The organism is Roseibium marinum (assembly GCF_002906165.1).
Lineage (GTDB): Bacteria > Pseudomonadota > Alphaproteobacteria > Rhizobiales > Stappiaceae > Roseibium > Roseibium marinum.
This window is the reverse complement of sequence record NZ_PPCN01000005.1, coordinates 247277-269517: the sequence shown is the minus strand read 5'-3', so window position 1 is coordinate 269517 and position 22241 is coordinate 247277. Positions and strand designations below refer to the sequence as shown.

The 22241-nt window shown below is 60.9% G+C and carries 22 protein-coding genes and 1 tRNA gene; 8 read left to right on the top strand and 15 right to left on the bottom strand.

The window, feature by feature from the left end:
• A complete protein-coding gene (locus CLV41_RS13945) occupies nucleotides 1-855 on the top strand; it encodes a tetratricopeptide repeat protein (RefSeq protein WP_208987504.1) in 855 nt (284 codons plus the stop codon).
• A 42-nt stretch (nucleotides 856-897) separates the two neighbouring features.
• Here the strand turns inward: CLV41_RS13945 and CLV41_RS13940 are convergent, their stop codons facing one another.
• The 5 genes from CLV41_RS13940 to CLV41_RS13920 all read right to left on the bottom strand — a co-directional run bounded on the left by CLV41_RS13940 (nucleotide 898) and on the right by CLV41_RS13920 (nucleotide 6402).
• Nucleotides 898-1569 (bottom strand): RluA family pseudouridine synthase, encoded by a 672-nt coding sequence (locus CLV41_RS13940; RefSeq protein ID WP_103223005.1) that lies wholly within the window; start codon nucleotides 1567-1569, stop codon nucleotides 898-900.
• Nucleotides 1570-1655: 86 nt separating this feature from the next.
• Nucleotides 1656-1937: an aa3-type cytochrome c oxidase subunit IV gene (locus CLV41_RS13935; RefSeq protein WP_103223111.1), complete on the bottom strand. Its 282-nt coding sequence runs from the start codon at nucleotides 1935-1937 to the stop codon at nucleotides 1656-1658.
• Between the two features lie 255 nt (nucleotides 1938-2192).
• Complete coding sequence (locus CLV41_RS13930; RefSeq protein ID WP_103223004.1) at nucleotides 2193-3572, bottom strand: ABC1 kinase family protein; 1380 nt, start codon at nucleotides 3570-3572, stop codon at nucleotides 2193-2195.
• An 81-nt stretch (nucleotides 3573-3653) separates the two neighbouring features.
• The gene (locus tag CLV41_RS13925; RefSeq protein WP_103223003.1) at nucleotides 3654-4562 is read right to left on the bottom strand and encodes a heme-dependent oxidative N-demethylase family protein; all 909 of its coding nucleotides are present in this window, start codon (nucleotides 4560-4562) and stop codon (nucleotides 3654-3656) included.
• 19 nt (nucleotides 4563-4581) lie between these two features.
• Entirely contained in the window at nucleotides 4582-6402 is a 1821-nt protein-coding gene (locus CLV41_RS13920; RefSeq protein ID WP_103223110.1) for a M3 family oligoendopeptidase, read from the bottom strand.
• 197 nt (nucleotides 6403-6599) lie between these two features.
• On the opposite strand from CLV41_RS13920, the gene CLV41_RS13915 reads away from it, so the two are divergent.
• Both CLV41_RS13915 and CLV41_RS13910 read left to right on the top strand, forming a co-directional pair.
• A complete protein-coding gene (locus tag CLV41_RS13915; RefSeq protein ID WP_103223002.1) occupies nucleotides 6600-8165 on the top strand; it encodes a sigma-54-dependent transcriptional regulator in 1566 nt (521 codons plus the stop codon).
• A 283-nt stretch (nucleotides 8166-8448) separates the two neighbouring features.
• Entirely contained in the window at nucleotides 8449-10266 is a 1818-nt protein-coding gene (locus tag CLV41_RS13910) for a DUF882 domain-containing protein (protein WP_103223001.1), read from the top strand.
• 72 nt (nucleotides 10267-10338) lie between these two features.
• Here CLV41_RS13910 and CLV41_RS13905 read toward each other — a convergent pair whose 3' ends face one another.
• The 3 genes from CLV41_RS13905 to CLV41_RS13895 form a co-directional block, all read right to left on the bottom strand.
• Nucleotides 10339-10605 (bottom strand): DUF2312 domain-containing protein, encoded by a 267-nt coding sequence (locus tag CLV41_RS13905; RefSeq protein WP_068409682.1) that lies wholly within the window; start codon nucleotides 10603-10605, stop codon nucleotides 10339-10341.
• A 174-nt stretch (nucleotides 10606-10779) separates the two neighbouring features.
• Nucleotides 10780-11076, bottom strand: a complete 297-nt coding sequence (locus tag CLV41_RS13900) for a DUF1244 domain-containing protein (RefSeq protein WP_103223000.1) — start codon at nucleotides 11074-11076, stop codon at nucleotides 10780-10782.
• A gap of 39 nt (nucleotides 11077-11115) precedes the next feature.
• Nucleotides 11116-11925, bottom strand: coding sequence for an N-formylglutamate amidohydrolase (locus CLV41_RS13895; RefSeq protein WP_103222999.1), 810 nt, complete (start codon nucleotides 11923-11925; stop codon nucleotides 11116-11118).
• A gap of 411 nt (nucleotides 11926-12336) precedes the next feature.
• On the opposite strand from CLV41_RS13895, the gene CLV41_RS13890 reads away from it, so the two are divergent.
• Both CLV41_RS13890 and pyk read left to right on the top strand, forming a co-directional pair.
• Nucleotides 12337-12825, top strand: coding sequence for a DUF1036 domain-containing protein (locus tag CLV41_RS13890; protein WP_208987512.1), 489 nt, complete (start codon nucleotides 12337-12339; stop codon nucleotides 12823-12825).
• The gene (pyk, locus tag CLV41_RS13885) at nucleotides 12822-14258 is read left to right on the top strand and encodes a pyruvate kinase (RefSeq protein ID WP_103222998.1); all 1437 of its coding nucleotides are present in this window, start codon (nucleotides 12822-12824) and stop codon (nucleotides 14256-14258) included. Before CLV41_RS13890 ends, pyk begins: the two co-directional genes overlap by 4 nt.
• Before the next feature lie 112 nt (nucleotides 14259-14370).
• On the opposite strand, the gene CLV41_RS13880 is transcribed toward pyk, so the two are convergent.
• The 4 genes from CLV41_RS13880 to cpdR form a co-directional block, all read right to left on the bottom strand.
• Nucleotides 14371-15033: a tetratricopeptide repeat protein gene (locus CLV41_RS13880; RefSeq protein WP_103222997.1), complete on the bottom strand. Its 663-nt coding sequence runs from the start codon at nucleotides 15031-15033 to the stop codon at nucleotides 14371-14373.
• A 161-nt stretch (nucleotides 15034-15194) separates the two neighbouring features.
• Nucleotides 15195-15320, bottom strand: coding sequence for a type B 50S ribosomal protein L36 (gene ykgO / locus CLV41_RS13875; RefSeq protein WP_006932207.1), 126 nt, complete (start codon nucleotides 15318-15320; stop codon nucleotides 15195-15197).
• Between the two features lie 148 nt (nucleotides 15321-15468).
• Nucleotides 15469-15543 (bottom strand) — tRNA-Val (locus CLV41_RS13870).
• 135 nt (nucleotides 15544-15678) lie between these two features.
• Nucleotides 15679-16038 carry a cell cycle two-component system response regulator CpdR gene (gene cpdR, locus CLV41_RS13865; RefSeq protein ID WP_068409675.1) on the bottom strand — a complete coding sequence of 120 codons (360 nt, stop codon included), beginning with the start codon at nucleotides 16036-16038 and terminating at the stop codon, nucleotides 15679-15681.
• 524 nt (nucleotides 16039-16562) lie between these two features.
• Here cpdR and CLV41_RS13855 point away from each other — a divergent pair.
• Both CLV41_RS13855 and hisN read left to right on the top strand, forming a co-directional pair.
• On the top strand, nucleotides 16563-17453 hold the full coding sequence (locus tag CLV41_RS13855; protein ID WP_103223108.1) for an N-formylglutamate amidohydrolase: 891 nt from the start codon (nucleotides 16563-16565) through the stop codon (nucleotides 17451-17453).
• A gap of 267 nt (nucleotides 17454-17720) precedes the next feature.
• The gene (gene hisN / locus CLV41_RS13850; protein WP_103222995.1) at nucleotides 17721-18524 is read left to right on the top strand and encodes a histidinol-phosphatase; all 804 of its coding nucleotides are present in this window, start codon (nucleotides 17721-17723) and stop codon (nucleotides 18522-18524) included.
• A gap of 22 nt (nucleotides 18525-18546) precedes the next feature.
• On the opposite strand, the gene CLV41_RS13845 is transcribed toward hisN, so the two are convergent.
• Both CLV41_RS13845 and CLV41_RS27545 read right to left on the bottom strand, forming a co-directional pair.
• Entirely contained in the window at nucleotides 18547-19635 is a 1089-nt protein-coding gene (locus tag CLV41_RS13845; protein WP_208987501.1) for an alpha/beta fold hydrolase, read from the bottom strand.
• 111 nt (nucleotides 19636-19746) lie between these two features.
• Nucleotides 19747-20163, bottom strand: a complete 417-nt coding sequence (locus CLV41_RS27545) for a hypothetical protein (protein WP_146048566.1) — start codon at nucleotides 20161-20163, stop codon at nucleotides 19747-19749.
• A 273-nt stretch (nucleotides 20164-20436) separates the two neighbouring features.
• On the opposite strand from CLV41_RS27545, the gene CLV41_RS13835 reads away from it, so the two are divergent.
• Complete coding sequence (locus CLV41_RS13835) at nucleotides 20437-20883, top strand: Hsp20 family protein (protein ID WP_103222992.1); 447 nt, start codon at nucleotides 20437-20439, stop codon at nucleotides 20881-20883.
• Nucleotides 20884-20986: 103 nt separating this feature from the next.
• Here the strand turns inward: CLV41_RS13835 and CLV41_RS13830 are convergent, their stop codons facing one another.
• Complete coding sequence (locus CLV41_RS13830; RefSeq protein WP_103223107.1) at nucleotides 20987-22033, bottom strand: threonine aldolase family protein; 1047 nt, start codon at nucleotides 22031-22033, stop codon at nucleotides 20987-20989.
• Nucleotides 22034-22241 lie beyond the last annotated feature (208 nt).

Here is a 22241-nt window from a genome sequence, read left to right as displayed (position 1 = left end):
ATGTTCAGTCCCTTGACGATAAGAGATCACATGTGCCGCATGCGCAAACTTCTGCCTTTTGCCACGTTGCTCTGCCTGTCCGCGCTTCTGGCGGCATGCAACACCGGTGGCGTCTATAACGATGTGCCCATCGACACCTCTGCCGGATCCTCCACCAACATCGCGTCGCTGACAGCGGTGATCGAGTCCAATCCTTCCGATGCCCATGCCTATTCCACGCGCGGGATCGCCTATGGCAAGGCCGGCAAGCTCGATCAGGCGGTGGAAGACTTCAACAGGGCGCTGCAACTCGATCCCCAGTCCTATCAGACCTATGCCAACCGGGCACTCGTCTACCGCCGGCTGGACCGGAACGACCTTGCCGTTGCCGACTACACCCGTGCGATCAACATCAAACCCGATTACGATGTCGCCTATGTCGGGCGCGGCAACATCTATCGCCAGCAGGGCAATTTCAGCGCCGCTCTGGCGGATTTCAATTCCGTGATTTCCCGCGACAGCAGCGATGCCCGCGCGTTCTACAATCGCGGCCTGATCTTTCAGGCGCAGAACCAGAACAACCGCGCGATCGAGGATTTCGCCACCGCGATCGGCCTCAACCCGAAGGCCGCCGCACCCTATACCGCCCGCGGGATCGCCTATATCGCGGTCAATGACCCGACCGCCGCCTTCTCGGATCTGTCCATGGCCGTCAACCTTGACCGGAACTCCGCCATCGCCTGGGCAAACCGCGGGCTTGCCCTGGAAATGCTCGGCAACCAGAAGGACGCCCGCCGCAATTACTCCAAGGCGATCACTCTGGACAATTCCAACAAGCTTGCGCGTGAGGGCATCGGCCGCGTCGGCCAGAGCTGACGCTTCGGAACGGATGACAGGACAAGGAAGTCCGCCTGCGCTTCAGAAAGGGCACGGGCTTTCAAAGAGAACCCGGACACCGTCGGCAGGATGATGCAGCTCAAGGCTTTCCGCGTGCAGGGCCAGACGCCCGGACGCGTTCAGAGCCTCTCCTGAAGCGTAGAACCTGTCCCCGACAATCGGATGGCCAAGGGAAAGCATGTGCACCCGGAGCTGATGCGATCGGCCCGTGTGCGGAAACAGCCTGACGCGTGTCGTTCTTTCCCGCCTCTCAAGAACTTTCCAGCGCGTCAGCGCCTGCCTGCCGTGCTCGGGACTGACCATCTGCTTGGGCCGGTTCGGCCAGTCGCAGATCAGCGGCAGGTCGATCTCGCCTTCCTCGGCGGCCGGATGCCCCCAGACTTCCGCGATATAGGTCTTGACGGTCTTGCGCCGTTCGAACTGGAGACCGAGATGGCGATGGGCCGCGGAGGTCATCGCCAGGACCATCACGCCGGACGTATCCATATCCAGCCGATGAACGATACGCGCTTGCCCATGGATCACCTTCGCCCTGTATTCAAGACAATCGGAATGTTCGGCGGCTTTGCCGGGAACACTCAAAAGTCCGCTCGGCTTGTCCACCACAAGCAGCTTGTCATCCAGATGAACGACAGTCAGATACGGCTCCGACGGAGGATCGTAGACAAACGGAACAGGCGCGGACGGGTTCATGACACCTGCTTATAGCGCATGTTGTTCAATAAAAAGGCGCGGTTCGGACCGCGCCTTCCTGCAAAGCGGACTGCAGTGGCGGAAAATCAGACCGTCAGGATCGCCAGAATACCGGTCAGGACGAAAACAATTGCGGGCGGGATCCAGCCGGATGCCCCGAGGGCGAGACCGATTGCGGTGGCAACCATGGTCCCGATCAGCATCAGCCAGCCGAAGACAGTCGCGGCGGTACCACCGAAACTGAACATGATCAGACACAACACGATGGTCAGTACCGCGATAGTGCCAACCTTGGAGAAGTTGATGAACCCTTCGTAAGTCTGCTCGTGAGCGTCGTAGTCCATTGTCGGAGCGTTATCGTCAGACATAAAGTCCCCCGGGAAATTCACTGGATCAACGAACGTCCAACCGGATCCGGCAAGGCGTCCAAAGTTGATCGGTCTTAAAGTTTCAAGAGCACCTTGTCTGCGTTCATGTGAATGCAGGACGCTCTGGCCGGTTGCCTTCATACAATAAAGTTTTGCTGTTGGGCAATGTTCCCGTGTGCACAAACCCATCCGGCAGGCGCGACTTTTTGCCGGGGGCAGATCAGGGGCCGGTTTTTCCCGGCCGGATGCCGCCTGTCAGGCCGCGTGCGGCGTTGCCCCAAGTCCGGCCGCGGCAAGCACCTCATCCTGGCGGCGTCGGACCGTCGCAGCCTCGAACCCGTCGATCTGTTCGTTGAACAGGCGGAAGAAATTCACTTCGGCCCGCAAGTGAAGAAAGACGCCGCCGAGCCCGATGGCCGCCCTGTCCATGAAAACGAATTCCTGCGGCACCGTGACCGGGCCCAGTTCCTTCAACGCGCTATGCACCCGGAAAGCTTCCTTGCGGCCATATTCGGCAGCCGACACACCGTCGGCGACGGATCGTGTCCGATCCGTCAGAAGCGGCCCGTAGATAAAGCGCGCCCAGATGTTGAGAACCTCGATCACGTCCTTTTTGAGGTTCTTGAACCCCCAGCGCTCATAGGCGGACACGACACGGTCGTCGTCACCCTCCAGGAGCCCTCGATAGAGATCGACCACACCCTCGACAAAACCCTCGGGGAAGACACGGATACAGCCGTAGTCCAGAAGGTTGATGCCGGCCGGCGCCCCATCCGTTTCGAAAACCGTATAGTTGCCCAGATGCGGATCGCCATGAATGACGCCGAAATGGCTGAACGGATGCCACCAGGCATGAAACATGGTCTCCGCCAGAAGGTTGCGCTCTTCCTGGCTGTGGTCCTTGAAATCCAGAAGCGGTTTTCCGGCGAGCCAACCCATTGTCAGGAGGCGTCCGGTCGAAAGCGGTTCGACAACCTCGGGCACACGGATACGGCCGCTTCCGGCGAGTATCCGTTGGTACATGGCGATATGCGCCGCCTCGCGGACGTAATCGAGTTCTTCCCGCACCCGGGCGCTTATTTCCTTGGCGATCTCCCGCGTATCGATCGCCGGGCTCATGCGCCGGTGCACGGAAAACAGCATCTGCAGCTGCTTGAGATCCGCTTCCACGGCGGAGGCCATATCCGGATATTGCAGCTTGCAGGCAAGGATCCTGCCGTCATGACCGACCGCGCGATGCACCTGCCCGAGCGACGCGGCCGCGGCCGGTTCCCGGCCGAAGTCCTCGAACCGGCTTTGCCAGTCGGCGCCGAGTTCCGCGCGCATCCGGCGCTTGACGAACGCCCATCCCATCGGCGGGGCGTTTGCCTGCAATTTGGCAAGCTCGGTCGTATATTCCGGCGGCAGCACATCGGGGATTGTCGACAGGAGCTGGGCGACCTTCATCAGCGGTCCCTTGAGACCGCCCAGCGCGGCTGCCAGCTCAGTCGCGTTTTTGGCATTGTCCAGTTCCATGCCGAACAGCCTCGCGCCGGCAACCTTGGCGGCGATGCCGCCCATATTTGTGCCGACCCTGGCATAGCGGCCCATGCGGGCACTGAACCGGTTGCTTTCCCGGTCTTTGGACTGCGGCATGCGGATACAGGCTCCATTTTTTGAGGCGCGGCTTCATCGTCTAAATATGCAGAGGCCCGATAATATCCAGCCCTGCTCGTGCTATTGCACTGCGACGGAAAGTCCTTCGAGTGCTTTTACAAGCGCGTCGCGCGTACTCACCAGCCCCTTGTAGGCAAGCTGATCCGCGTCCAGATCGACAAGCTGCTGCCTGAGCCCTGCCGCGAGCTTCGCGCGGTCCTCGTGGGCTTCCAGCGCAGCCAGCGGGTCGTGGTGGACCTTGATCGTGAACAGGATATCGCCGCTTTCGGGCAGCCGCCGCAAGGTCTGGCGCTCGACGCGCAGAAACAGCCGGGCGAGCCCGCTGCCGGAAATCTCGGGGCGGATCTGTTTCGGGCGCGGGTGATGCAGATTGCCGTCCGGGTAAACCGACCAGTTGAACCTGCCGACAAGCTGTTCCGGTTTCAGGTTGTCGAAAAGGCGCGCCACGGTCTGGCCCATGCGCGCACCGTTGAAGCCGGGCACGTTTTCGTGAATGCCGTGCATCGACTGGCCGAATTTCTCGTCAAGCGACCAGGAAGACGGAAAGCACAGGGACGCCGCCACCAGCCGGTAGCCTTCAGGTCCGGGCCGCATGATGATGAGATCTTCCTGGACGAGCCGGGACGCTGTGAGAAGGCCAGGCCCTTCCGAAAGCCGCACGATGCGGCCGGCAGCCGGGATCTCGATCGTGCCGGTACCGCGGCGGTGCGTGCCGCCGTGAAAGCGGGCCAGATTGCCGGCGACGAGAGCCAGCACTTCCGCCTGGGCGGCCTCCGTTCCGGCTTCCGCCCGGAACACCGTCTCCAGATCGGCGGAAAACAACCGCTCCTTCTCGCTCAGATACGCGCCGAGGGACGTATCCGGTTCCAGGAAGGCCGATTCTTCGATCGGCTTCAGACCGACCGTGAAAGGCTGGCTGGAGCCGTCATAGGGCGAATGCCTGAACGGCGGATTGGGATACGGGTTCATGCAGTGCCGGTGTCCAGTCTCAAGCCTGATCGAGTTCTTCCAGTTCGTCGATGATGCGTTCGATCACCGAAAGGCCCTTTTTCCAGAAGTCCGGATCGGTGGCATCGAGACCGAAAGGTGCGAGCAGCTCGGAATGGTGTTTGGTGCCACCGGCTTTCAGAAGATCGAAATACTTCTCCTGAAACCCTGCCTCGGCCTCCTCGTAAACCGCGTAAAGCGAGTTCACCAGGCAATCGCCGAACGCATAGGCATAGACGTAGAACGGCGAATGGATGAAATGCGGGATATAGGTCCAGAAGGACTCATAGCCTTCGCTCAGCTTGATCGCCGGCCCGAGGCTCTCGCCCTGGACGGACAGCCAGAGCTCGCCGATCTTTTCGGCGGTCAGTTCGCCGTTGCGCCGTTCCGTGTGCACCTTGCGCTCGAACGTATAGAAGGCGATCTGCCGGACCACTGTGTTGATCATGTCCTCGGCCTTGGAGGCCAGCATGATCTTGCGGGTCTGCGGATTGTCCGCCTTGGCCAGCAGGGATTTGAACGTCAGCATTTCACCGAAGACGCTCGCGGTTTCCGCCAGCGTCAGAGGTGTCGGCGCCATCAGCGGGCCGTTGGGTCCGGCAAGCACCTGATGGACGCCATGGCCCAGTTCGTGGGCCAGCGTCATCACATCGCGGATCTTGCCCTGGTAATTGACCAGCACATAGGGATGCACGCTCGGCACCGTCGGATGGGCGAAGGCCCCGGGCGCCTTGCCGGACCGTGCCGGCGCGTCGATCCAGCCCTTGTCGAAGAAGCGTCCGGCGATCTCGGCCATGTCGGGCGAGAAGGTGCTGTAGGCTGACAACACCGTGTTTCTCGCCTCGTCCCAGGGGATGATCCGCGTATCGGCATCGGGCAACGGCGCGTTGCGGTCCCATGTATTGAGCTGATCCATGCCGAGCCATTTGGCCTTCAGCTTGTAATAGCGGTGCGACAGGCGCGGATAGGCGTCCCGGACGGCGGCGACCATGGCATCCACCACTTCCCGCTCCACGCGATTCGCCAGATGGCGGCTGTCGGCGATATCGGAAAAATTCCGCCAGCGGTCGGAAATCTCCTTGTCCTTGGCAAGCGTGTTGGTGATGAGCGTGAAGGTCCTCAGGTTCTCCTTGAAGGTCGTCGTCAGCGCCTGCGAAGCAATCTGGCGCTTTTCCGGTGCCGGATCGACAAGCAGGTTGAGCGTCTGTTCGATGGCGAGTTCCTCGCCGTCGACATTGAATTTCAGCGATGCCATGGTCTCGTCGAAGAGACGGTTCCAGGCGCCTGCCCCGGTGACCGATTTTTCGTGGAAAAGCTGTTCGACCCGGTCCTCAAGCTGATAGGGCTTGCCCTTGCGCAGGTCCTCGATCCACGGACGATAGTGGCCAAGATGCGGGTCCTGAAGGGCGGCATCCATCACAGCGTCGTCGATCTTGTTCAGCTCCAGCGTGAAGAACAGGAGATGAGAACTGGCCGTGGTGATCTGTTCCTGCACGTCGCCGTAGAATTTCTGCGACGCCGGATCGATGGTGTTCTCCGCGTAGACCAGCCCCGCGAAGGAGACCAGCCGGCCCATGAGATCTTCCAGTTCCTCATAGGCGCGGATCGCGGTGACGAGCGCCGCCACGTTGTCCCGCGCCATTTCGGCGAGGCGGCCCTTGTAGGAGGTCTCGAAGGTTTTCGACCGGTCCAGGCTCTCTTTCAGGTCCGCGGCTACCTCCGGTGCATCCAGAGCCGGATAAAGATCCGTCAGATCCCATTCGGGCAGATGTCCGAGTTCGGCGGACGAAGAAGACTGAGGCGCAAAAACGGGGTGCGGCATCTTCGGCATTTCTTACTCCGGTAAACGGTCGCCTTGGCGAGGCTTGGGTATTTCAGCTACAGAACTAGTAGGCCGGGCCAACACCGCCCCGCAATCGCAAATGCCAAACTTTTTTGCCTCGCCCTGGACGATTTGTTTACCCAATTGCGACCAGAATGGTTCGAAACGAGACAAATCAGGACGGGTCCGGCCGGCAAATGCAAGCAATCAACGGTAAAATTCTTATTGTAGACGATGATCCGATCCAGCGGAGATTGCTTCAGGAAGCCGTTGTGAAATTCGGCTACCGGTTCAAGACCGCGGAAAACGGCGCGGAAGCCGTGCGTATCATGACGGGGCCGGAAGCAAGCGAAATCGACCTGATCATTCTGGACATGGTCATGCCGGAACTCGACGGCCTCGGTGTCCTGCAGCGCCTGCGCGGCGACAGGATCGCCACGCCGGTCATCGTCCAGACGGCCCATGGCGGCATCGATACCGTCGTCAGCGTGATGAATGCCGGCGCCCAGGACTTTGCCGTCAAGCCGGTTGCGCCGGAGCGGCTCAACGTCTCGATCCGCAATCTGCTGAAGACGTCGGCGCTCGAGGACGAGATCACCCGTTTCCGCAAGCAGGCTTCCGGCACGCTCACTTTCGCGGACATCATCACCCATTCCCCTGCCATGGAACGGGTGATCAATCTCGGCAAACGCGCCGCCGCCTCGAATATTCCCATCCTGATCGAGGGGGAAAGCGGTGTCGGCAAGGAGATGATCGCCAGCGCCATCCAGGGCTCAAGCGACCGGAAATCCAAACCCCTGGTGACGGTGAATTGCGGCGCCATCCCGGAAAACCTCGTAGAATCGATCCTTTTCGGCCACGAGAAGGGCGCTTTCACCGGCGCCGTCGACAAGCATGTCGGCAAGTTCCAGGAAGCCCATGGCGGCACGCTCTTCCTCGACGAGGTCGGCGAACTGCCGCAGGAGGTTCAGGTCAAGCTGCTGCGCGCCATCCAGGAAGGCGAGATCGACCCGATCGGCGCCCGGCGTCCGGTCAAGGTGGACTTCCGGCTGATTTCCGCGACCAACCGCCGCCTGATCGATCAGGTCAAGGATGGCGCGTTCCGCGAGGATCTTTATTACCGTCTCAACGTCTTTCCGATCTGGATACCGCCGCTGCGCGACCGGCGTGAGGATATTCCCGCCCTGACGCGCCATTTCCTGGCAAGGTTCGCCGCGGAGGAACGCAAGCCCCAGGTGGCCGGTGTGAGCGCCGATACACTCGCCATGCTTCAGGCCTATCACTGGCCGGGCAACATCCGGCAACTGGAAAATGCCGTCTTCCGGGCCGTTGTCCTGTGTGACGGCGCTCAACTGACGGCGCACGATTTCCCCCAGGTCGCCGCCGCCGTCGATCAGCCGGCCGTCCCGTCTCCTGCGTCTGGCTCTGCCCCCGCCGGTTTCGCGGGCATTGCCGAAGCGCCGGTTCCTGCCGCCGTTCCTTCGGCGTCCGTTCTGGCAAGACCGCTGGATCCTGCAGCGCATCCCGCCCCCCGAGCCGGCTTCGAACAGGCTGCCCCCTTCGGGTTCATGCGCAATCTCGATCAGGACGGCCATGTGCGCAAGCTCGCCGACATCGAGGAAGAACTGATTCGCACCGCCATCAACCACTACTCGGGCCGCATGACGGAAGTCGCCAAGCGCCTTGGGATCGGCCGTTCGACGCTCTACCGCAAGCTGAAGGAATATGGCCTGGAGGAAGGCGGCGAGGACGCCGCCGCCTGAAATCGGCGGAAAAGCACCGGGAGACCAGTGTCCGGCCTTCCAGGAGGGCTCCCGGGAATGCCTTCAAGCTCCCGCCAGGCTGCCTCCGCGGCCGCTTCACCGGAATTCGGACGATTTTTTGACGCATTCTGCCGATATGCAGATCTGCGGAGGGCTTATTATCGAATTTCCTGTTGCGCCGTTGCAATTCAGCAACGATTATCGCGCAGATGAAATTAGGGTAAAAACTTCTTAACTTGCTGCGGCTAATGTGGAGCTCCTGCTGGGGAGCACGGGATGGGTGATGCCATCAAAAACGGCGAGACAGATATTGCGTAAACGGTTGTTTGATTTCAACGCCGTCAACTGGCTGAAGAACGCGGCTACGGCGGCCGGCGCGCTGGCAGTTGTGTGTGCTTTCCTCACGGGTGCCGCGCAAGCGGAAACCCGTACGCTGAAGCTTTACAACACGCATACAAAAGAGCGTGTTTCGATCACCTTCAAGAAAAACGGCCGCTACCTGCCCGAAGGCCTGCGCGAGGCCAACCGCTTCCTGCGGGACTGGCGGCGCAACGAGATCATCAAGATGGATCCGGAGCTTCTGGATCTGGTCTGGGAGGTCTATCAGAACGTTCGCGCGCGCGAACCCATCAACGTCGTCTCCAGTTACCGCTCTCCGGCAACCAACAACATGCTGCGCAAGCGGTCTTCCGGCGTTGCGAAAAACAGCCAGCACACGCTCGGCAAGGCAATGGACTTCTACATTCCCGGGGTCAATCTCGCCACGCTGCGGGCAACCGGCCTGCGCAAGGAAGTGGGCGGCGTCGGTTATTATCCGCGCTCGGGTTCGCCTTTCGTCCACATGGATACGGGCAATATCCGCCACTGGCCGCGCATGAGCCGCTCGCAGCTCGCCAAGGTTTTCCCGGATGGCAAGACCCTGCACATCCCTTCCGACGGCAAGCCGATGAGCGGCTACAAGGTTGCCCTTGCCGAATCCCGGTCCGGTGGCCGCAGCTCGTCGCGGCCGACAATTGTCGCCTCGAACGATCGACCGGCTTCCAACAGCCGTCCCGCCAGTACCCGGGATCAGAGCCTGACCAAGCCCGGTACGCCGATCCCGGTGGCCGCCGCCAACGACGACAAGCCCGCAGCTGGTGGAAACCTGTTCGCGAGCCTGTTCGGCGGCAACAACCGCGGTGAGCAGAACCAGCGCCCGGGCGCGGTCGGCAATACCCCCCCCGCGCCCTTGACCGCGGAGGCCTCGCCGGTCCTGAAAAATCCGCCCGTCCCGACCCGCAAAGTGCTTGAGAGCGAGCCGGCAACACCCGTTCAGCAAGACCAGCCGATCGTCGTGGCCAGTGCTGAACCGGTCCTGAAGCCGGATACCGAGACACCAGTGGCTTCCCTCGCTCCCTCGGCTCCCGCGCCCGCCGCACCTTCGCCGAATACTCTCGACGCACAACGGTTCGCATTGGACTCGGGCCAGCCGGCTTCCACCAGGGAAGTGATCGATACGCGGTTTCAGGTTGCCCGTGCCCCGGTTCAAAAGCCAAATACCGGCCTGAGCAACGCGGCCAGGGCTGCGGCTGAAACTCTCGGCCTTTCCGAAACCGTTCCCGCCTCCGATCCGGTGGCGGCGATTGCTGCGGCAACGGGATCGGTCCCCTCTCCCTCGCCGGCACCACGTCCTGAAACCACCCTCGCCTATGCCTCAGCGAGCGCGGCGCCCCAGAGCCTGAGCCGCTCGCTGCGGCCGTCCGCAAGCGTGCCGCAGCAAAGGTCCGAAAGCCGCGCCGGTCCGGCAGCGCCCGCGACAGGCGGGCGGAAGCAGCCGTCCGTTTCCGGACGCATCCCCAAGGATCAGATCATCGATCCGCTTGCCGGATTTGCCAGCCTGCCGGACAAGTCCGCGGCGACGCTGCTGTCGGGTGCGGGCACCACGCGCCATCAGGCCTTTGCGGCGCTGAGCCATCCCAACCAGCGGCAACTTGAAAATGTCATGATGCCCGGCAACCGCTTCGTTGACGCAAGCTTCGAGCGCGATCCCTATGCCGGCCTGCGCACCGACAGGTTCGAGGGCCCTGCCATCGTGGTTCTGCCCGTCCGGTTCGCACGCTGACACCTGCCTGAAACGAACAAAAAAAGAGCGGCCATTGTGCCGCTCTTTTTCGTCTGTTCACTCTTGAGCAAATCAGCCTTCGGACGGTGCCTGAGCAGCCATGCCGAGCGCATGCATGTAAAGATCCAGAACCGCTTCTTCTTCCTCACGCTCGTGCGGCTGCTTTTTCCGCAGCGAAACAACCTTGCGCAGGATTTTCACGTCGTAGCCGTTGCCCTTTGCCTCGGCATAGACGTCCTTGATGTCATCGGAGATGACCTTCTTTTCTTCTTCAAGGCGCTCGATGCGTTCCACGAATGCCCGCAGCTGATCGGCTGCCACTCCACCCGGATCGGACATGAATTCAGTTCTCCTTTAGTCGTCTTTTCGGTTTGTTGAAATTGACGACCCGGTTCGGTTGCGAATCCCGGGCCGCTCTAAAATCCGACCGTGCCGTGCCAGACTTGTGCATAGCCGTCAAGCAATGCCGGTGCAAAACCCTGATTGCCTTTGGTCCGTAACCGGGTCACGGATCTAATGCTGCGGTTTGTTTTTATCGAACGCCGCCTTCTGGTCCGCTGAGGCTTCCGCCTGATATTTCGTCTTCCAGTCGTCATAGGGCATGCCATAAACGACTTCGCGCGCCTCGGCCTTGTCCATTTCCAACCCCTTTTCCTCGGCAGCCTCCTGATACCAGTTGGACAGACAGTTCCGGCAGAACCCCGCCAGGTTCATCAGATCGATATTCTGCACATCCGTGCGGCCACGAAGGTGCTCCACAAGACGTCTGAACACCGCCGCTTCCAATTCCACTCTGGTCTGCTCGTCCATACTCATGAACTCCCTTTGCCGCAACGGGGCTGCGCGCACTCAGTCGCTGTCGCAGCGTGATTTGAAATACCGGGTCTGCCGGCAATCCGGCAACCGGGCGATATCTCTCAGGACAGGCTCCAGACGGTCCGCCCATTCCTGTGCGCCGGCCGTATCGGCGATAAGATCCTGACGCAGCTCGAGTAACGCCTGAGCCAATCCCCGCAGCGTTGCGTGCTGGTACATTGTGTCGTTTTTGAGAGCACCGTCATAGGGCTCGTTGTCTCCGACGATCAGCCCGTCCTGCGCCCGCAGCCCCTCCAGCAGCGGCTCGACGGCCCGCGGATCGCTGTCCCAGAGAACCGTGACATGCCAGGGCCGCGGCACACCGCGCCACACCGGCGTGAAACTGTGGATCGAAAAGATCACCGGGGGCGGGGCCTTTTCCAGCATCGCATCGAGTGTGCGCGCGATCAGCTGGTGATAGGGGCGATGAAATCTCTCGATCCTGCGGGAGCGCTCGGCGGCATCCACCGCGGCATTGCCGGGGACGACGGCTCCATCCGACAGGCGCATGATCAGCGTCGGATCGTCATCGCCGCGATTCGGATCGATCAGCAGACGGGAAAAACTCGTCAGGCAGGCAGGAACGCCAAGCCGCCTGGCCAGTTCGAGCGTGACCGCGCGCGCACCGATATCGTAACCGATATGGCGTTCGAACTGCTCGGGCGGAACACCGAGGTTCCCGTAGCCGGGGGGCACCGCGTTGCAGGCGTGATCGCACAGGAGCAGGATACCCGAACCGAGGTCGCCATCGATATATTCCGTCGGCTGAAAGGCCTCTCCGGCCGCGGCTGCTGATTTTGTCATTTCTCGCTTCGTGGAAAGTCACTGGACATGCGAAGGTACAGGCCGACAGGTTTACGGCAAACCGTCGCTGGAACCAAGCCGCATCAGGCAGAATCTGATCGGTGATTCGCAGTGCGCGAATATCGGTTCGACCAGAGATTGAGCCTTGGATTTACAGGCAGTTTTGCCAAGTGCGGACCAGCCTGTATAAGGTTTATCGACGGCTAAATTCTAACACGGAAGCTCCGGTCATGTTACCGCCCCATTTCTGACCCCATAGAGGGAGATCGCACCTCGAGGCAGAAGTGGGTGGGCGGTTTCCAGTGTCAAGATTGGGCGAAAGCACTCCTGATCCTGTTAACGACGTTGACAAGCACTCCTCGTCAACGCAAAAAGCGAATGTCTGTAAAGCAGCAAAGTGAACGACTGCATATGTTTGAGGTTGGGGAACGGAACCAGGATGGGTCTCGGGCACGTATCGGCGCGCCCCTGAAAACTGTCTGTGCCGCTCTTCTTGCCCTGCTGTTTCTCCCGGCAACCAGCGACGAAGCGAAGGCTGACCTGCGGCTCTGCAACAAGACCGACAGTCAGGTTGGCGTGGCCATCGGCTACAAGGACAAGACCGACTGGGTCACCGAAGGGTGGTGGAATCTTTCCTCCAATTCCTGTGAAACGCTGGTACCGGGCGCATTGGTGTCACGATACTATTACATCTACGCAGTTGATTATGACCAATTCGGTGAATGGGGAGGCCGGGCGTTCATGTGCACCCGGGAGAAGGAATTCACCATTCGCGGAATCGAAGACTGTGTGGCCCGTGGCTTTGAGCGGACAGGCTTTTTTGAAATCGACACGGGTGAACAGAGCAGCTGGACAGTTCAGCTGACCGAACCCGTGCAACAGGGAACAGGTGGGCGATGAGGCGTAACCGGCGAGTTAAAATTCTGGCAACTCTCGGCCCCTCTTCCTCAGAACAAGACATCATCGAAAAACTGTACCGGGCCGGTGCTGATGTGTTTCGCATCAACATGAGCCATACAGATCATGATCGTCTGAAGATGCTTGTTGAACGCATCCGTTCTGTCGAGGAAAAAATAGGACGGCCAATCGGCATTCTGGCCGATCTTCAGGGTCCCAAACTGCGGGTGGGAACCTTCTCCAACGGCCCGGTCATGCTGGAGAACGGTGCGTCCTTCACCCTGGATGCCGACACCTCCGGCGGCGATGTCAACCGGGTTCACCTTCCTCATCCGGAAATCCTGCAGGCTCTTGAACCGGGTCACCGGCTGCTGCTGGATGACGGCAAGATTCAGCTCAAGGTCGTCGAAGCCAGCGCTACCAGCGCCGTCACGGAAGTGATCGTCGGCGGCAAGCTGTCCGACCGCAAGGGCGTCAGCGTCCCGGATTCCGAAATCGCCACCAGCGCGATGACGGAGAAGGATCACAAGGATCTCATCGCGGCGCTGGATCAGAATGTCGACTGGATTGCCCTGTCCTTCGTGCAGCGTCCGGACGACCTTGCCGAAGTGCGCAAGATCACCCGCGGCCGCGCCGGTGTCCTCGCCAAGATCGAAAAACCTCAGGCTATCGGTCGCCTGGACGAAATCATCGAACTCTCCGACGCCATCATGGTGGCCCGCGGCGACCTTGGCGTGGAAATGCCTCTGGAACAGGTCCCCGGCCTGCAGAAACGCATTACCCGCGCCTGCCGCCGTGCCGGCAAGCCCGTTGTGGTGGCAACGCAGATGCTCGAATCCATGATCTCCTCGCCGGTTCCGACCCGCGCGGAAGTCTCCGACGTCGCGACCGCCGTGTTCGAGGGGGCCGATGCGGTCATGCTGTCCGCCGAATCCGCCGCCGGCAACTTTCCCATCGAAGCCGTTTCCACGATGGACAAGATCGCCAATGAGGTGGAACAGGACGCGAATTATCAAAACATCATCTATGCGCAGCGGACCGAGCCGGAAGCCACGGGGGCGGATGCGATTTCCGCGGCGGCGCGGCAGATCGCCGAAACGCTCAACCTGGCTGCGGTCGTCTGCTACACCACTTCGGGCGCCACTGGTCTTCGCGCGGCCCGCGAGCGCCCCGCTTGCCCCGTGATCGTGCTCTCTCCCGTTCTGGCAACCGCCCGCCGGCTGTCACTCGCCTGGGGCCTTCACTGCGTTGTCAGTGAGGATGCCGCCAACGAGGAGGACATGATCGACCGTGCCTGCCGCATCTCCTATCTGGAAGAATATGCCAAGCCGGGCCAGCGGATCATAGTCACCGCCGGCGTGCCCTTCGGCACCCCGGGATCCACCAACCTGTTGCGGATTGCCTTTGTCGGCAGTGACGGACAGGGTGGGATTTGAGTTTCTAATCGGTTGAATGAAAAAGGCGGCCTGCATTGGCCGCCTTTTTTCGTTCCACCATTCGCCGCCGCAGCCTTCCCGCCCCCCGACCGCAAGCTCTGGCCGGAAAGCTTCAGGCGCCTTCGCCTTCGGCGTTTTTCTCCAGATCCACGATCGCCTTGGCGGCGTTCTCAAGGCCCGGATTGACGTCCAGCGCCTTCCTGAAGGTGTCCAGCGCATCGTCCTCGAAACCCAGACGGCGCTGGATGATCGCCAGACCGGACAGGGCGCCCCAGTGCCGTGGCTCCAGGGCGAGCGTACGCTCGATATCGACGAGGGACTTGCCGAAATCCTCACGCATGTAATGCACGGTCGCCCGGCGGTTCCAGCCCTCCGCGTAGGATGGCTTGAGGATGACGACCACATCGAGAAAATCGAGGGCAAGGGCCGGATCTTCCGACTGGATGGCCTTGCCCGCGCGCGACATCAGTACATCGACCGTATCGCTGCCTGAAGCCATCCAGATCATCTGGATTTCCCGCGCGATCCGCTCCGCCGACTTCGGGGATTTTGCCTCGGCAAGATCGGAATAGAGCTGTTCCAGGCGGGATTTTTCCGCGTCCGGGTCCGTCTCATCGACGACCACCTTGCCTCCCTCTTCTGGAAGCTCCTCGGGCAACGGGTTGAAATCTTCCGCGGACGGCGGCTCGACTTCCGGCCCCAGGTCGGGAACGGTCTGCGCGCCCGCCAGGGGCACGCTCAGCATATAAAGGAGGGCAAATACAAAAATCCGCATTCGACGATTATGGATCGTTGAATGCGGCGGTCAATCCGGGATTTTGACACATCTTCGTGCGCACCGGCTGCCGGGGCTGTCACAGTGACGGGATCGGCGCGTTAAGTGCTTCACCCGCAACGTGTTTCAGAACCCCGCAGCGCTTCGCGCGGCAACAGGACTCAGCCCTGGCGTGCCTTGAAGCGCGGGTTTTTCTTGTTGATGATGTACACGCGGCCTTTGCGGCGAACCATACGGTTGTCCCGGTGGCGCGTCATCAGTGCTTTGAGCGAGTTCTTGATCTTCATGTCACTGTCCCCCGAAGGGGTCCTGCTTCTTTAAACCAAATGAGCGCCTGTGGCGCCCGGGTGCTTCCGGCTGTTCACGAAGCAGCAGCAGAGTTTGCGCCGGCTTCAGAACAACCCGCGCCTCATGAAACCTCAATCAGCGCTAAAATGGTGGGCGTGACAGGGATTGAACCTGTGACCCCTTCGATGTCAACGAAGTGCTCTCCCGCTGAGCTACACGCCCGAATTTATCGGACCTCCGACGCCCCAACGCCGTGGTGGAGTGCGATATAACGGGGAACGCCGATCTGTGCAACCCCCCTTTTCACCGATCCGGCAAAATTTCCAGGTCCTTTCGACGCTCTTTGCAGAGCCCGTCTCAGGCCGCTAGCATACGCTCCACTTCCTGCACAAGATCCTTCAAATGAAAGGGTTTTGACAGAACCTTCGCGTCCTTGGGAGCATCCGATTCCGGGTTGAGCGCCACCGCCGCAAACCCGGTAATGAACATCACCTTGAGATCAGGATCGAGTTCGGTTGCCCGGCGCGCCAATTCTATCCCATCCATCTCCGGCATCACGATGTCGGTCAAAAGAAGAGAGAAAGGCTCTTCGCGCAGGCGTTCATAAGCGCTTTTGCCGTTATCGAACGAAACGACATCATAGCCGGCATTTTCCAACGCCTTCGCCAGAAAGCGGCGCATGTCATTATCATCTTCGGCAAGCAGGATACGTGGCATCGTAATCGACCAATCTCCTAAATATGCGTTGGCTGTGCGGTTCCCTTTTGCCGGTTATAGCTCGAATTCCAAAGAATGATAGCGAGAATCGGTTCTTTCAGGCAGCCGTGTGGATAGAACCGCCGCGCCGGTTTACACAGATTTGTTGCGGACAGGCCAGAGGCGGAGATGGTGGCGCGGACGGACAGGCGGCAATGGCCGGCATGGACCGCGCGCGCCAGCGTCAAATCTGTTCAATCCCCAGATGACGCTGCGTATTCCCGCTGGAGCATCCTGCGTTCAATTGAACCAAGACGAGATGCTCCACCGCTTTAAAAGCTATCTGCAGACCTCCAATCGGTTCCAATGCGGGGCCTGTGACCTGGCCATGATTTGCCGGTCGTACGCTGATGCAAGGAACAAATGCCGCCATGACACGGGCTTTCGCCTCCGCGAGAGTGGACTGCGGGGCGATTCCTTGGCACGATAGGAAAAGACCAGACGGGACACATCATTTGACTGACGACAAGCGGCCTGCTTTTCAAATGCCCTTTGAAGCCGACTTTAACGGCTTGCCCGCGTTTGAAGTCCTGTGTCCAGCCGATCAGCGTTTGCCGTATGTCTTCAATTCCCCGCATTCGGGCCGCCAGTATTCCAAAAGCTTTCTGGCCTCCTCGCGCCTGAATGAAAACTCCATCAGGCGTTCGGAAGATGCCTATGTGGACGACCTGTTCGCGCATGTCGTGCCTTTGGGCGCGCCGCTCCTGCGGGCTCATTTCCCAAGAGCCTATCTGGATGTGAACCGGGAGCCCTACGAACTCGATCCGAAGATGTTCGACGGCCGACTTCCGATCTATGCGAACAGCCGTTCCATCCGGGTGGCCGGCGGCCTGGGCACGGTAGCGCGGATTGTCAGCGAGAACCACGAGATCTACCGGCACAAGCTGCCGGTGGAAGAAGCGCTGAGCCGGGTCGAGGAGATCTACAAGCCCTATCACTCGACCCTGCGGCGCCTGCTGGCCCAGACGCACGTGACCTTCGGCTATTCGGTCCTGATCGACTGCCATTCGATGCCGTCAAGCGTGAAGTGCCAGACAACCGACACCCGCCCCGATTTCATTCTCGGCGACCGCTACGGCACCAGTTGCAGCAGCGACCTGACGGAGTTTGCCTGTTCGGTTCTCAGAAACATGGGCTACAGCGTTTCACGCAACAAACCCTATGCCGGCGGATTCATCACCGAACACTACGGCAGACCCGCGAGCGGCCTGCACGCTCTGCAGATCGAGATCAATCGCGGTCTCTACATGGACGAGGCATCTCACCAGCCTTCCGCCGGATTCGCCGATCTGTTCCACAATCTGCGTAATTTCGCCCGTGAGCTCACCTCAATGCCCGACGCAGCCCTGCCCGCCGACTCCATCGCAGCGGAATAAAAAAAAGGCCGCACTCAATTGAGGCGGCCTGAAGTCTAGGGAGGAAACGCCCAAGGAGGGCGGTGCAATACAACGTATCGCACTGCAATAAAATCGCACCGCACCGCACAAAGGTCAAGCCCGTGGGGGTTCGGAATCTGATCAAACAATGTGCAAATGAAGCGATTTTACCGATTCAATTTTCGGCACAAGCGGTTATACAAGTGGCAAATCGGACTTTTTTCGCTATCCGAAAAATTTCCCGCTCGCGAAACCCGGAAGGCATCGATGACCCAGGGCCAGATATCCAGTTCCAATGAATTCGTCCCTTTTCTGGACCGTCTGGCGGACGCCGCCAGCGCGGCCATCATGCCTCACTTCCGGCAGAGGTTCGCCGTCGACAACAAATGGGAGACCGGGTTCGACCCGGTCACCGTCGCCGACAGGAATGGCGAAACAGCCATGCGGACGCTCATCAACAGCACGTATCCCGCCCACGGCATTTTGGGCGAGGAGCACGGCCCGGAGAACCTGGACGCGGAAAACGTCTGGATACTCGACCCGATCGACGGTACCCGCGCCTTCATCACCGGATTGCCGACCTGGGGAACCCTGATCGGCCTGCGCACCGGCGGCAAGCCCAGCCTCGGCATGATGGCTCAGCCCTATATCGGCGAACGCTTCGGCGGGGATGGCAACATCGCCTGGTACAGCGGTCCGCTCGGAACCAAAAAGCTCGACTGCCGCCCCTGTGACCGACTGGAGGAGGCGACGATCTTCACGACGACGCCCGCGCTGTTCAACGACGCGGAGCGGGCAGCCTTTGACCGGGTCGAGGACGCCGTACAGCTTTCCCGCTACGGGACGGATTGCTATGCCTATTGCATGGTCGCGGCGGGCCATGGCGACGCTGTCATCGAATCCGGCCTGCAGGCCTACGACATCGTCGCGCTCGTGCCGATCGTCGAGGGTGCCGGCGGCGTGGTGACGACCTGGACGGGCGGCTCGCCGTCAGACGGCGGGCAGATCGTCGCTTCCGGCGATCCGCGCCTTCATGAGATCCTCCTGAGGGAACTCGCCAGGACTTCGTGACCCGGGTTGCAGGCCGCCCTGCTCAGAGCCCGGCACGTTCCAGCTCTAGTTCCGCTTCCAGACCGGGCACAAAGGCGTCGAACGCGGCCCAGAACTGATCCCGAAACACATCGCGTTCCATCATCAACTCGTGTTCGGCACCCGGAATTTCCAGATAGGCCGCGGCCTTCGCCCGGGAGACGAAATCCTCGATAGCGGGTGTCGAGACGATCCGGTCGTTGCCTGCCGCCAGAACGAGGCAGGGCAGCTTCATGTTCGGGCCGGCGTCTCTTTTGCGCAGGGCCAGCATCGCCCTTGCCGCGGCGTTCAGCCAGCCAAGGGTCGGCGCGCCGACGCCCAGCTCGGGCGCGGCTTCCAGCACCTTGTTGAAACGGTCGAACCGGGCCTTGTCCGAGGTCTGCCGGTTCGTCTCGAACGGCACGCGGATTTCGCCGTTGCCACCGGGAAGGAACAACCGCCCCAGTCCAATAGCCGAGCAAAGCCGCGCAAGAGGAAATCCGACCCGTTCACTGAAGGCCGCCCCCTTGCGCGCCCTCGCCTGATGCGCCGGACGCCCGAGCGAGCCGAGACTGAGGATTTTCAACGCAGAGCGGGAAAATCCGCCCAGATTGGGAGGCAAGGTGCCGGAAGGAAGGCCGAGCAGCGGCGAGGTCAGCACCGCACGGTCAAGCATTGTCCGCAGCCGCTCCGAATCGGACAGCAGCACCAGGGCGCCGGTGGAATGCGCGAGCGCAAAATGCGGACCCGGATAGGTCGCCAGGGAAATCTCCTTCAGCACGGTGCGCAAATCGAGGCGGAACCTGCCGAAATTCGAAACATGCCCGCGTTTCGGATTGGTGGTCAGCCGCTGCGAGCCGCCCTGCCCGCGCCAGTCGAAGGTAACGACCGCGAAGCCGCGTTCGCGCAGGTCTGAAATTATCTCGAAATATTTCTCGATATATTCCGCGCGCCCCTGTAGCAGCGTCACCGTTCCCATCCGCTGCCGGCCACCCGCCGGCCAATGCGCGTAGCGGATCCTGACACCGTCAGGAGCCTCGACATATCCGGTCCTGGCGCCCTCCGGCACCGGGTTGTCTGGAAGATCTATCAGGTTCATGGCGATCCGATTCACTCAAGAGACGCCTTTTGATAACCGGCTTCGTGCGGGCTCACAACAGACTTCAGGCCGGCACTGAAAGGCGCCGACCCTGAAAGAAGTTAGCGGAAAAACGTGGCAGCCGCGTTACCAGCGATGACCGCCGCGGGTCATCGGACGGCTGCGAACGATGTGAGCGGTGCGGGAATCGACGACCAGTCGAACCGGCATGCCCCGCCAACCATTCGCGGTCACGACATACATCGGGCCGCGGCGGTCGACGATCTGGATGCGGTGGAAGCCGCGGTGACGCAGGCTGCGGCGGATCTGACGCGGACCCATATGCTGCTGGTTCCAGCCATGACCGCCCTGCCAGCCACGACCACCTTTGCGCCCGTGCCCGCCCTTGCGGTGATCGACATTCACGACCAGTTCGGACTGCGCCGTCTGGCCTTTCAGTCCGGCGGCCTGCGGCGCGGCGACGGCTGTGGAAATGAACCCGGCGGATACCAGAAAAATGGCGCCGGCGATCGGGGCGGAAAGTTTTGAAACATTGGCAAACATCGTTGATCTCCTGTCTTTGCCGCCAGCGCCGTGCTGACGTTGACCGGAAGATGCACCGCGCCGCTTGAACCGGACCGGAAGGCTTCATTCATCCGGCGTTCATCTTCAGCCTGCGGTGCACCGCGCCCTCTTGAAATGAAAAAAAGCAGTTCCCACCTTTATTGTGCAGGCGCCAAAAAAGGGTCTGCATCGCGCTCCAGTCCCGCCACTCCGGGGGACCTGAAGGAACGCGACCCCAGTGAAGTATCAGTTGCTCAAAGAGAGGACAGACACATGCGTCACTTCGACTTTTCTCCCCTTTACCGGTCCACCGTCGGGTTTGATCGGCTTTTCTCGATGCTGGACACCGCCGGCAGCGACGCCCCAAGCTATCCGCCCTACAACATCGAGCGGACCGGCGAAAACACCTACCGCATCACCATGGCGGTTGCCGGTTTCTCCGATGACGAGCTTTCCGTTGAAGCCAAGGAACATGTTCTCGCTATCAAGGGTGAGAAGGCGGAAGAGGATTCCGAACGGGAAATCCTCTATCGCGGCATCGCATCGCGCACTTTCGAGCGCCGCTTCCAGATCGCCGAACACGTCCGCGTGGAAGGCGCCAGCCTGGAAAACGGCCTGCTTCATGTCGATCTCGTCCGGGAAATCCCGGAAGCCATGAAACCGCGCAAGATCGAAATCAGCTCCAGCGCGGCCAAGCAGATCGAAACCACCGCTCACTAAGGCCGCGGCCTTAAAGTGAAATGTGCCAGGACGCGGGGCGCCCGGGAAACCGGGCGCTCGTTTGGCGCAGGAATGTGCCGGATGCCTTATCTCAAACCGCTTCCTACAGCACCTTCAGGAATGTCTTCACATCCTCGTCCGTGGTCGCGAAACTGGTGACCATACGCAGGCAGACTTCGTCTTCCGCCGGAGCGATGTTTGAGGAAAGGTCCTTCGCGGGCCATTCGTAAAGCCTGGCGCCTGCCGCCTCCAGCGCCTCGAACTGACTGCGCTTCAGGATCGGAAACACCTCGTTGGCGTCCACCGCCCAGGCGGTTCGCCCACCCTGGTCCCGGATACCTTGCGCCAGCCTGGCCGCCATTTCATTGGCGTGACCTGCGGCCGCGAGCCATGTGCCGTCTTCGAAATAACCGTCGAGTTGCGCGGCGACAAATCGGCTCTTGGAAAACAGGTGTCCGCCGCGCTTGCGCAGATATTCAAATCCCCTGGCGGCTTCAGCATCGAAAAAGACGACGGCCTCCGCGCACCAGCAGCCATTCTTGGTCGCCCCGAAGGACAGCACATCGACGCCGGCCTTCCAGGTCATGTCAGCCGGTGTGCAGCCGAGCGTGACGAGGGCGTTGGCGAAGCGCGCGCCATCCATATGCAGAGGCACGGCGCGTGACCTGGCGGCCTCCTTGACGGCGGCAATCTCGTCCAGGGTATAAATCGTGCCGCATTCCGTGGCCTGGCTGATCGACACCGCCGCCACCTGGCCGTGATGCACGACCCCGTCCGGATGGGCCGCCATCGCTTCGCGAAGGCCTTGCGGCGTGACTTTGCCCTGCGGGCCCGGAACGCCGGCCAGCTTGCTGCCGCCGGTCATGAATTCGGGGCAGTTGCATTCATCGACCCGGATGTGAGCATCGCTGTGACAGAAGATGACGCCGCCCGGCCTGGCATAGGCGGCCAGCGCTAGCGAATTGGCGGCCGACCCAGTCGCCACGAAAAAGACGGCCACCTCCCGCTCGAAGATTTCATTGAATTTTTCCGAGATTCGGTCCGTCAACGGGTCCGTGCCATAAGCCGGCGCGAACCCGGAATTATGGCGGGTCAGCGCCGACATCACCGCCGGAGCCGCACCCGCCCAATTGTCGCTTGCGAAATTCATGGACCGGTTCATACCAACTGTCGGCCGCGATGACCACCATGACACCTGTCATCAGGCAGTTTGCGGTGGCACCCTGCCGTGTTCTCCGGTGTTCCTGCCCGGCTTCAACCCGCAAAACCACCTTGACAATACAACCCTGAATGGATCAAGCTGAACCCTTACATTCATCTACAATAATACTCATTAAAATTTCAGCGCCATTTCGCAA

Coding starts and splice junctions, on each gene's coding strand:
- CLV41_RS13915 (WP_103223002.1), top strand. CDS start 6,600: ATGCAAGCAATCAACGGTAAAATTCTTATTGTAGACGATGATCCGATC.
- CLV41_RS13835 (WP_103222992.1), top strand. CDS start 20,437: ATGCGTCACTTCGACTTTTCTCCCCTTTACCGGTCCACCGTCGGGTTT.
- CLV41_RS13935 (WP_103223111.1), bottom strand. CDS start 1,937: ATGTCTGACGATAACGCTCCGACAATGGACTACGACGCTCACGAGCAG.
- CLV41_RS13930 (WP_103223004.1), bottom strand. CDS start 3,572: ATGCCGCAGTCCAAAGACCGGGAAAGCAACCGGTTCAGTGCCCGCATG.
- CLV41_RS13880 (WP_103222997.1), bottom strand. CDS start 15,033: ATGCGGATTTTTGTATTTGCCCTCCTTTATATGCTGAGCGTGCCCCTG.
- CLV41_RS13855 (WP_103223108.1), top strand. CDS start 16,563: ATGCCCTTTGAAGCCGACTTTAACGGCTTGCCCGCGTTTGAAGTCCTG.
- CLV41_RS13940 (WP_103223005.1), bottom strand. CDS start 1,569: ATGAACCCGTCCGCGCCTGTTCCGTTTGTCTACGATCCTCCGTCGGAG.
- cpdR (WP_068409675.1), bottom strand. CDS start 16,038: ATGCCACGTATCCTGCTTGCCGAAGATGATAATGACATGCGCCGCTTT.
- CLV41_RS13910 (WP_103223001.1), top strand. CDS start 8,449: ATGCCATCAAAAACGGCGAGACAGATATTGCGTAAACGGTTGTTTGAT.
- CLV41_RS13900 (WP_103223000.1), bottom strand. CDS start 11,076: ATGGACGAGCAGACCAGAGTGGAATTGGAAGCGGCGGTGTTCAGACGT.
- CLV41_RS27545 (WP_146048566.1), bottom strand. CDS start 20,163: ATGTTTGCCAATGTTTCAAAACTTTCCGCCCCGATCGCCGGCGCCATT.
- CLV41_RS13830 (WP_103223107.1), bottom strand. CDS start 22,033: ATGAATTTCGCAAGCGACAATTGGGCGGGTGCGGCTCCGGCGGTGATG.
- CLV41_RS13895 (WP_103222999.1), bottom strand. CDS start 11,925: ATGACAAAATCAGCAGCCGCGGCCGGAGAGGCCTTTCAGCCGACGGAA.
- pyk (WP_103222998.1), top strand. CDS start 12,822: ATGAGGCGTAACCGGCGAGTTAAAATTCTGGCAACTCTCGGCCCCTCT.
- CLV41_RS13890 (WP_208987512.1), top strand. CDS start 12,337: ATGTTTGAGGTTGGGGAACGGAACCAGGATGGGTCTCGGGCACGTATC.
- CLV41_RS13925 (WP_103223003.1), bottom strand. CDS start 4,562: ATGAACCCGTATCCCAATCCGCCGTTCAGGCATTCGCCCTATGACGGC.
- hisN (WP_103222995.1), top strand. CDS start 17,721: ATGACCCAGGGCCAGATATCCAGTTCCAATGAATTCGTCCCTTTTCTG.
- CLV41_RS13905 (WP_068409682.1), bottom strand. CDS start 10,605: ATGTCCGATCCGGGTGGAGTGGCAGCCGATCAGCTGCGGGCATTCGTG.
- ykgO (WP_006932207.1), bottom strand. CDS start 15,320: ATGAAGATCAAGAACTCGCTCAAAGCACTGATGACGCGCCACCGGGAC.
- CLV41_RS13945 (WP_208987504.1), top strand. CDS start 1: ATGTTCAGTCCCTTGACGATAAGAGATCACATGTGCCGCATGCGCAAA.
- CLV41_RS13920 (WP_103223110.1), bottom strand. CDS start 6,402: ATGCCGCACCCCGTTTTTGCGCCTCAGTCTTCTTCGTCCGCCGAACTC.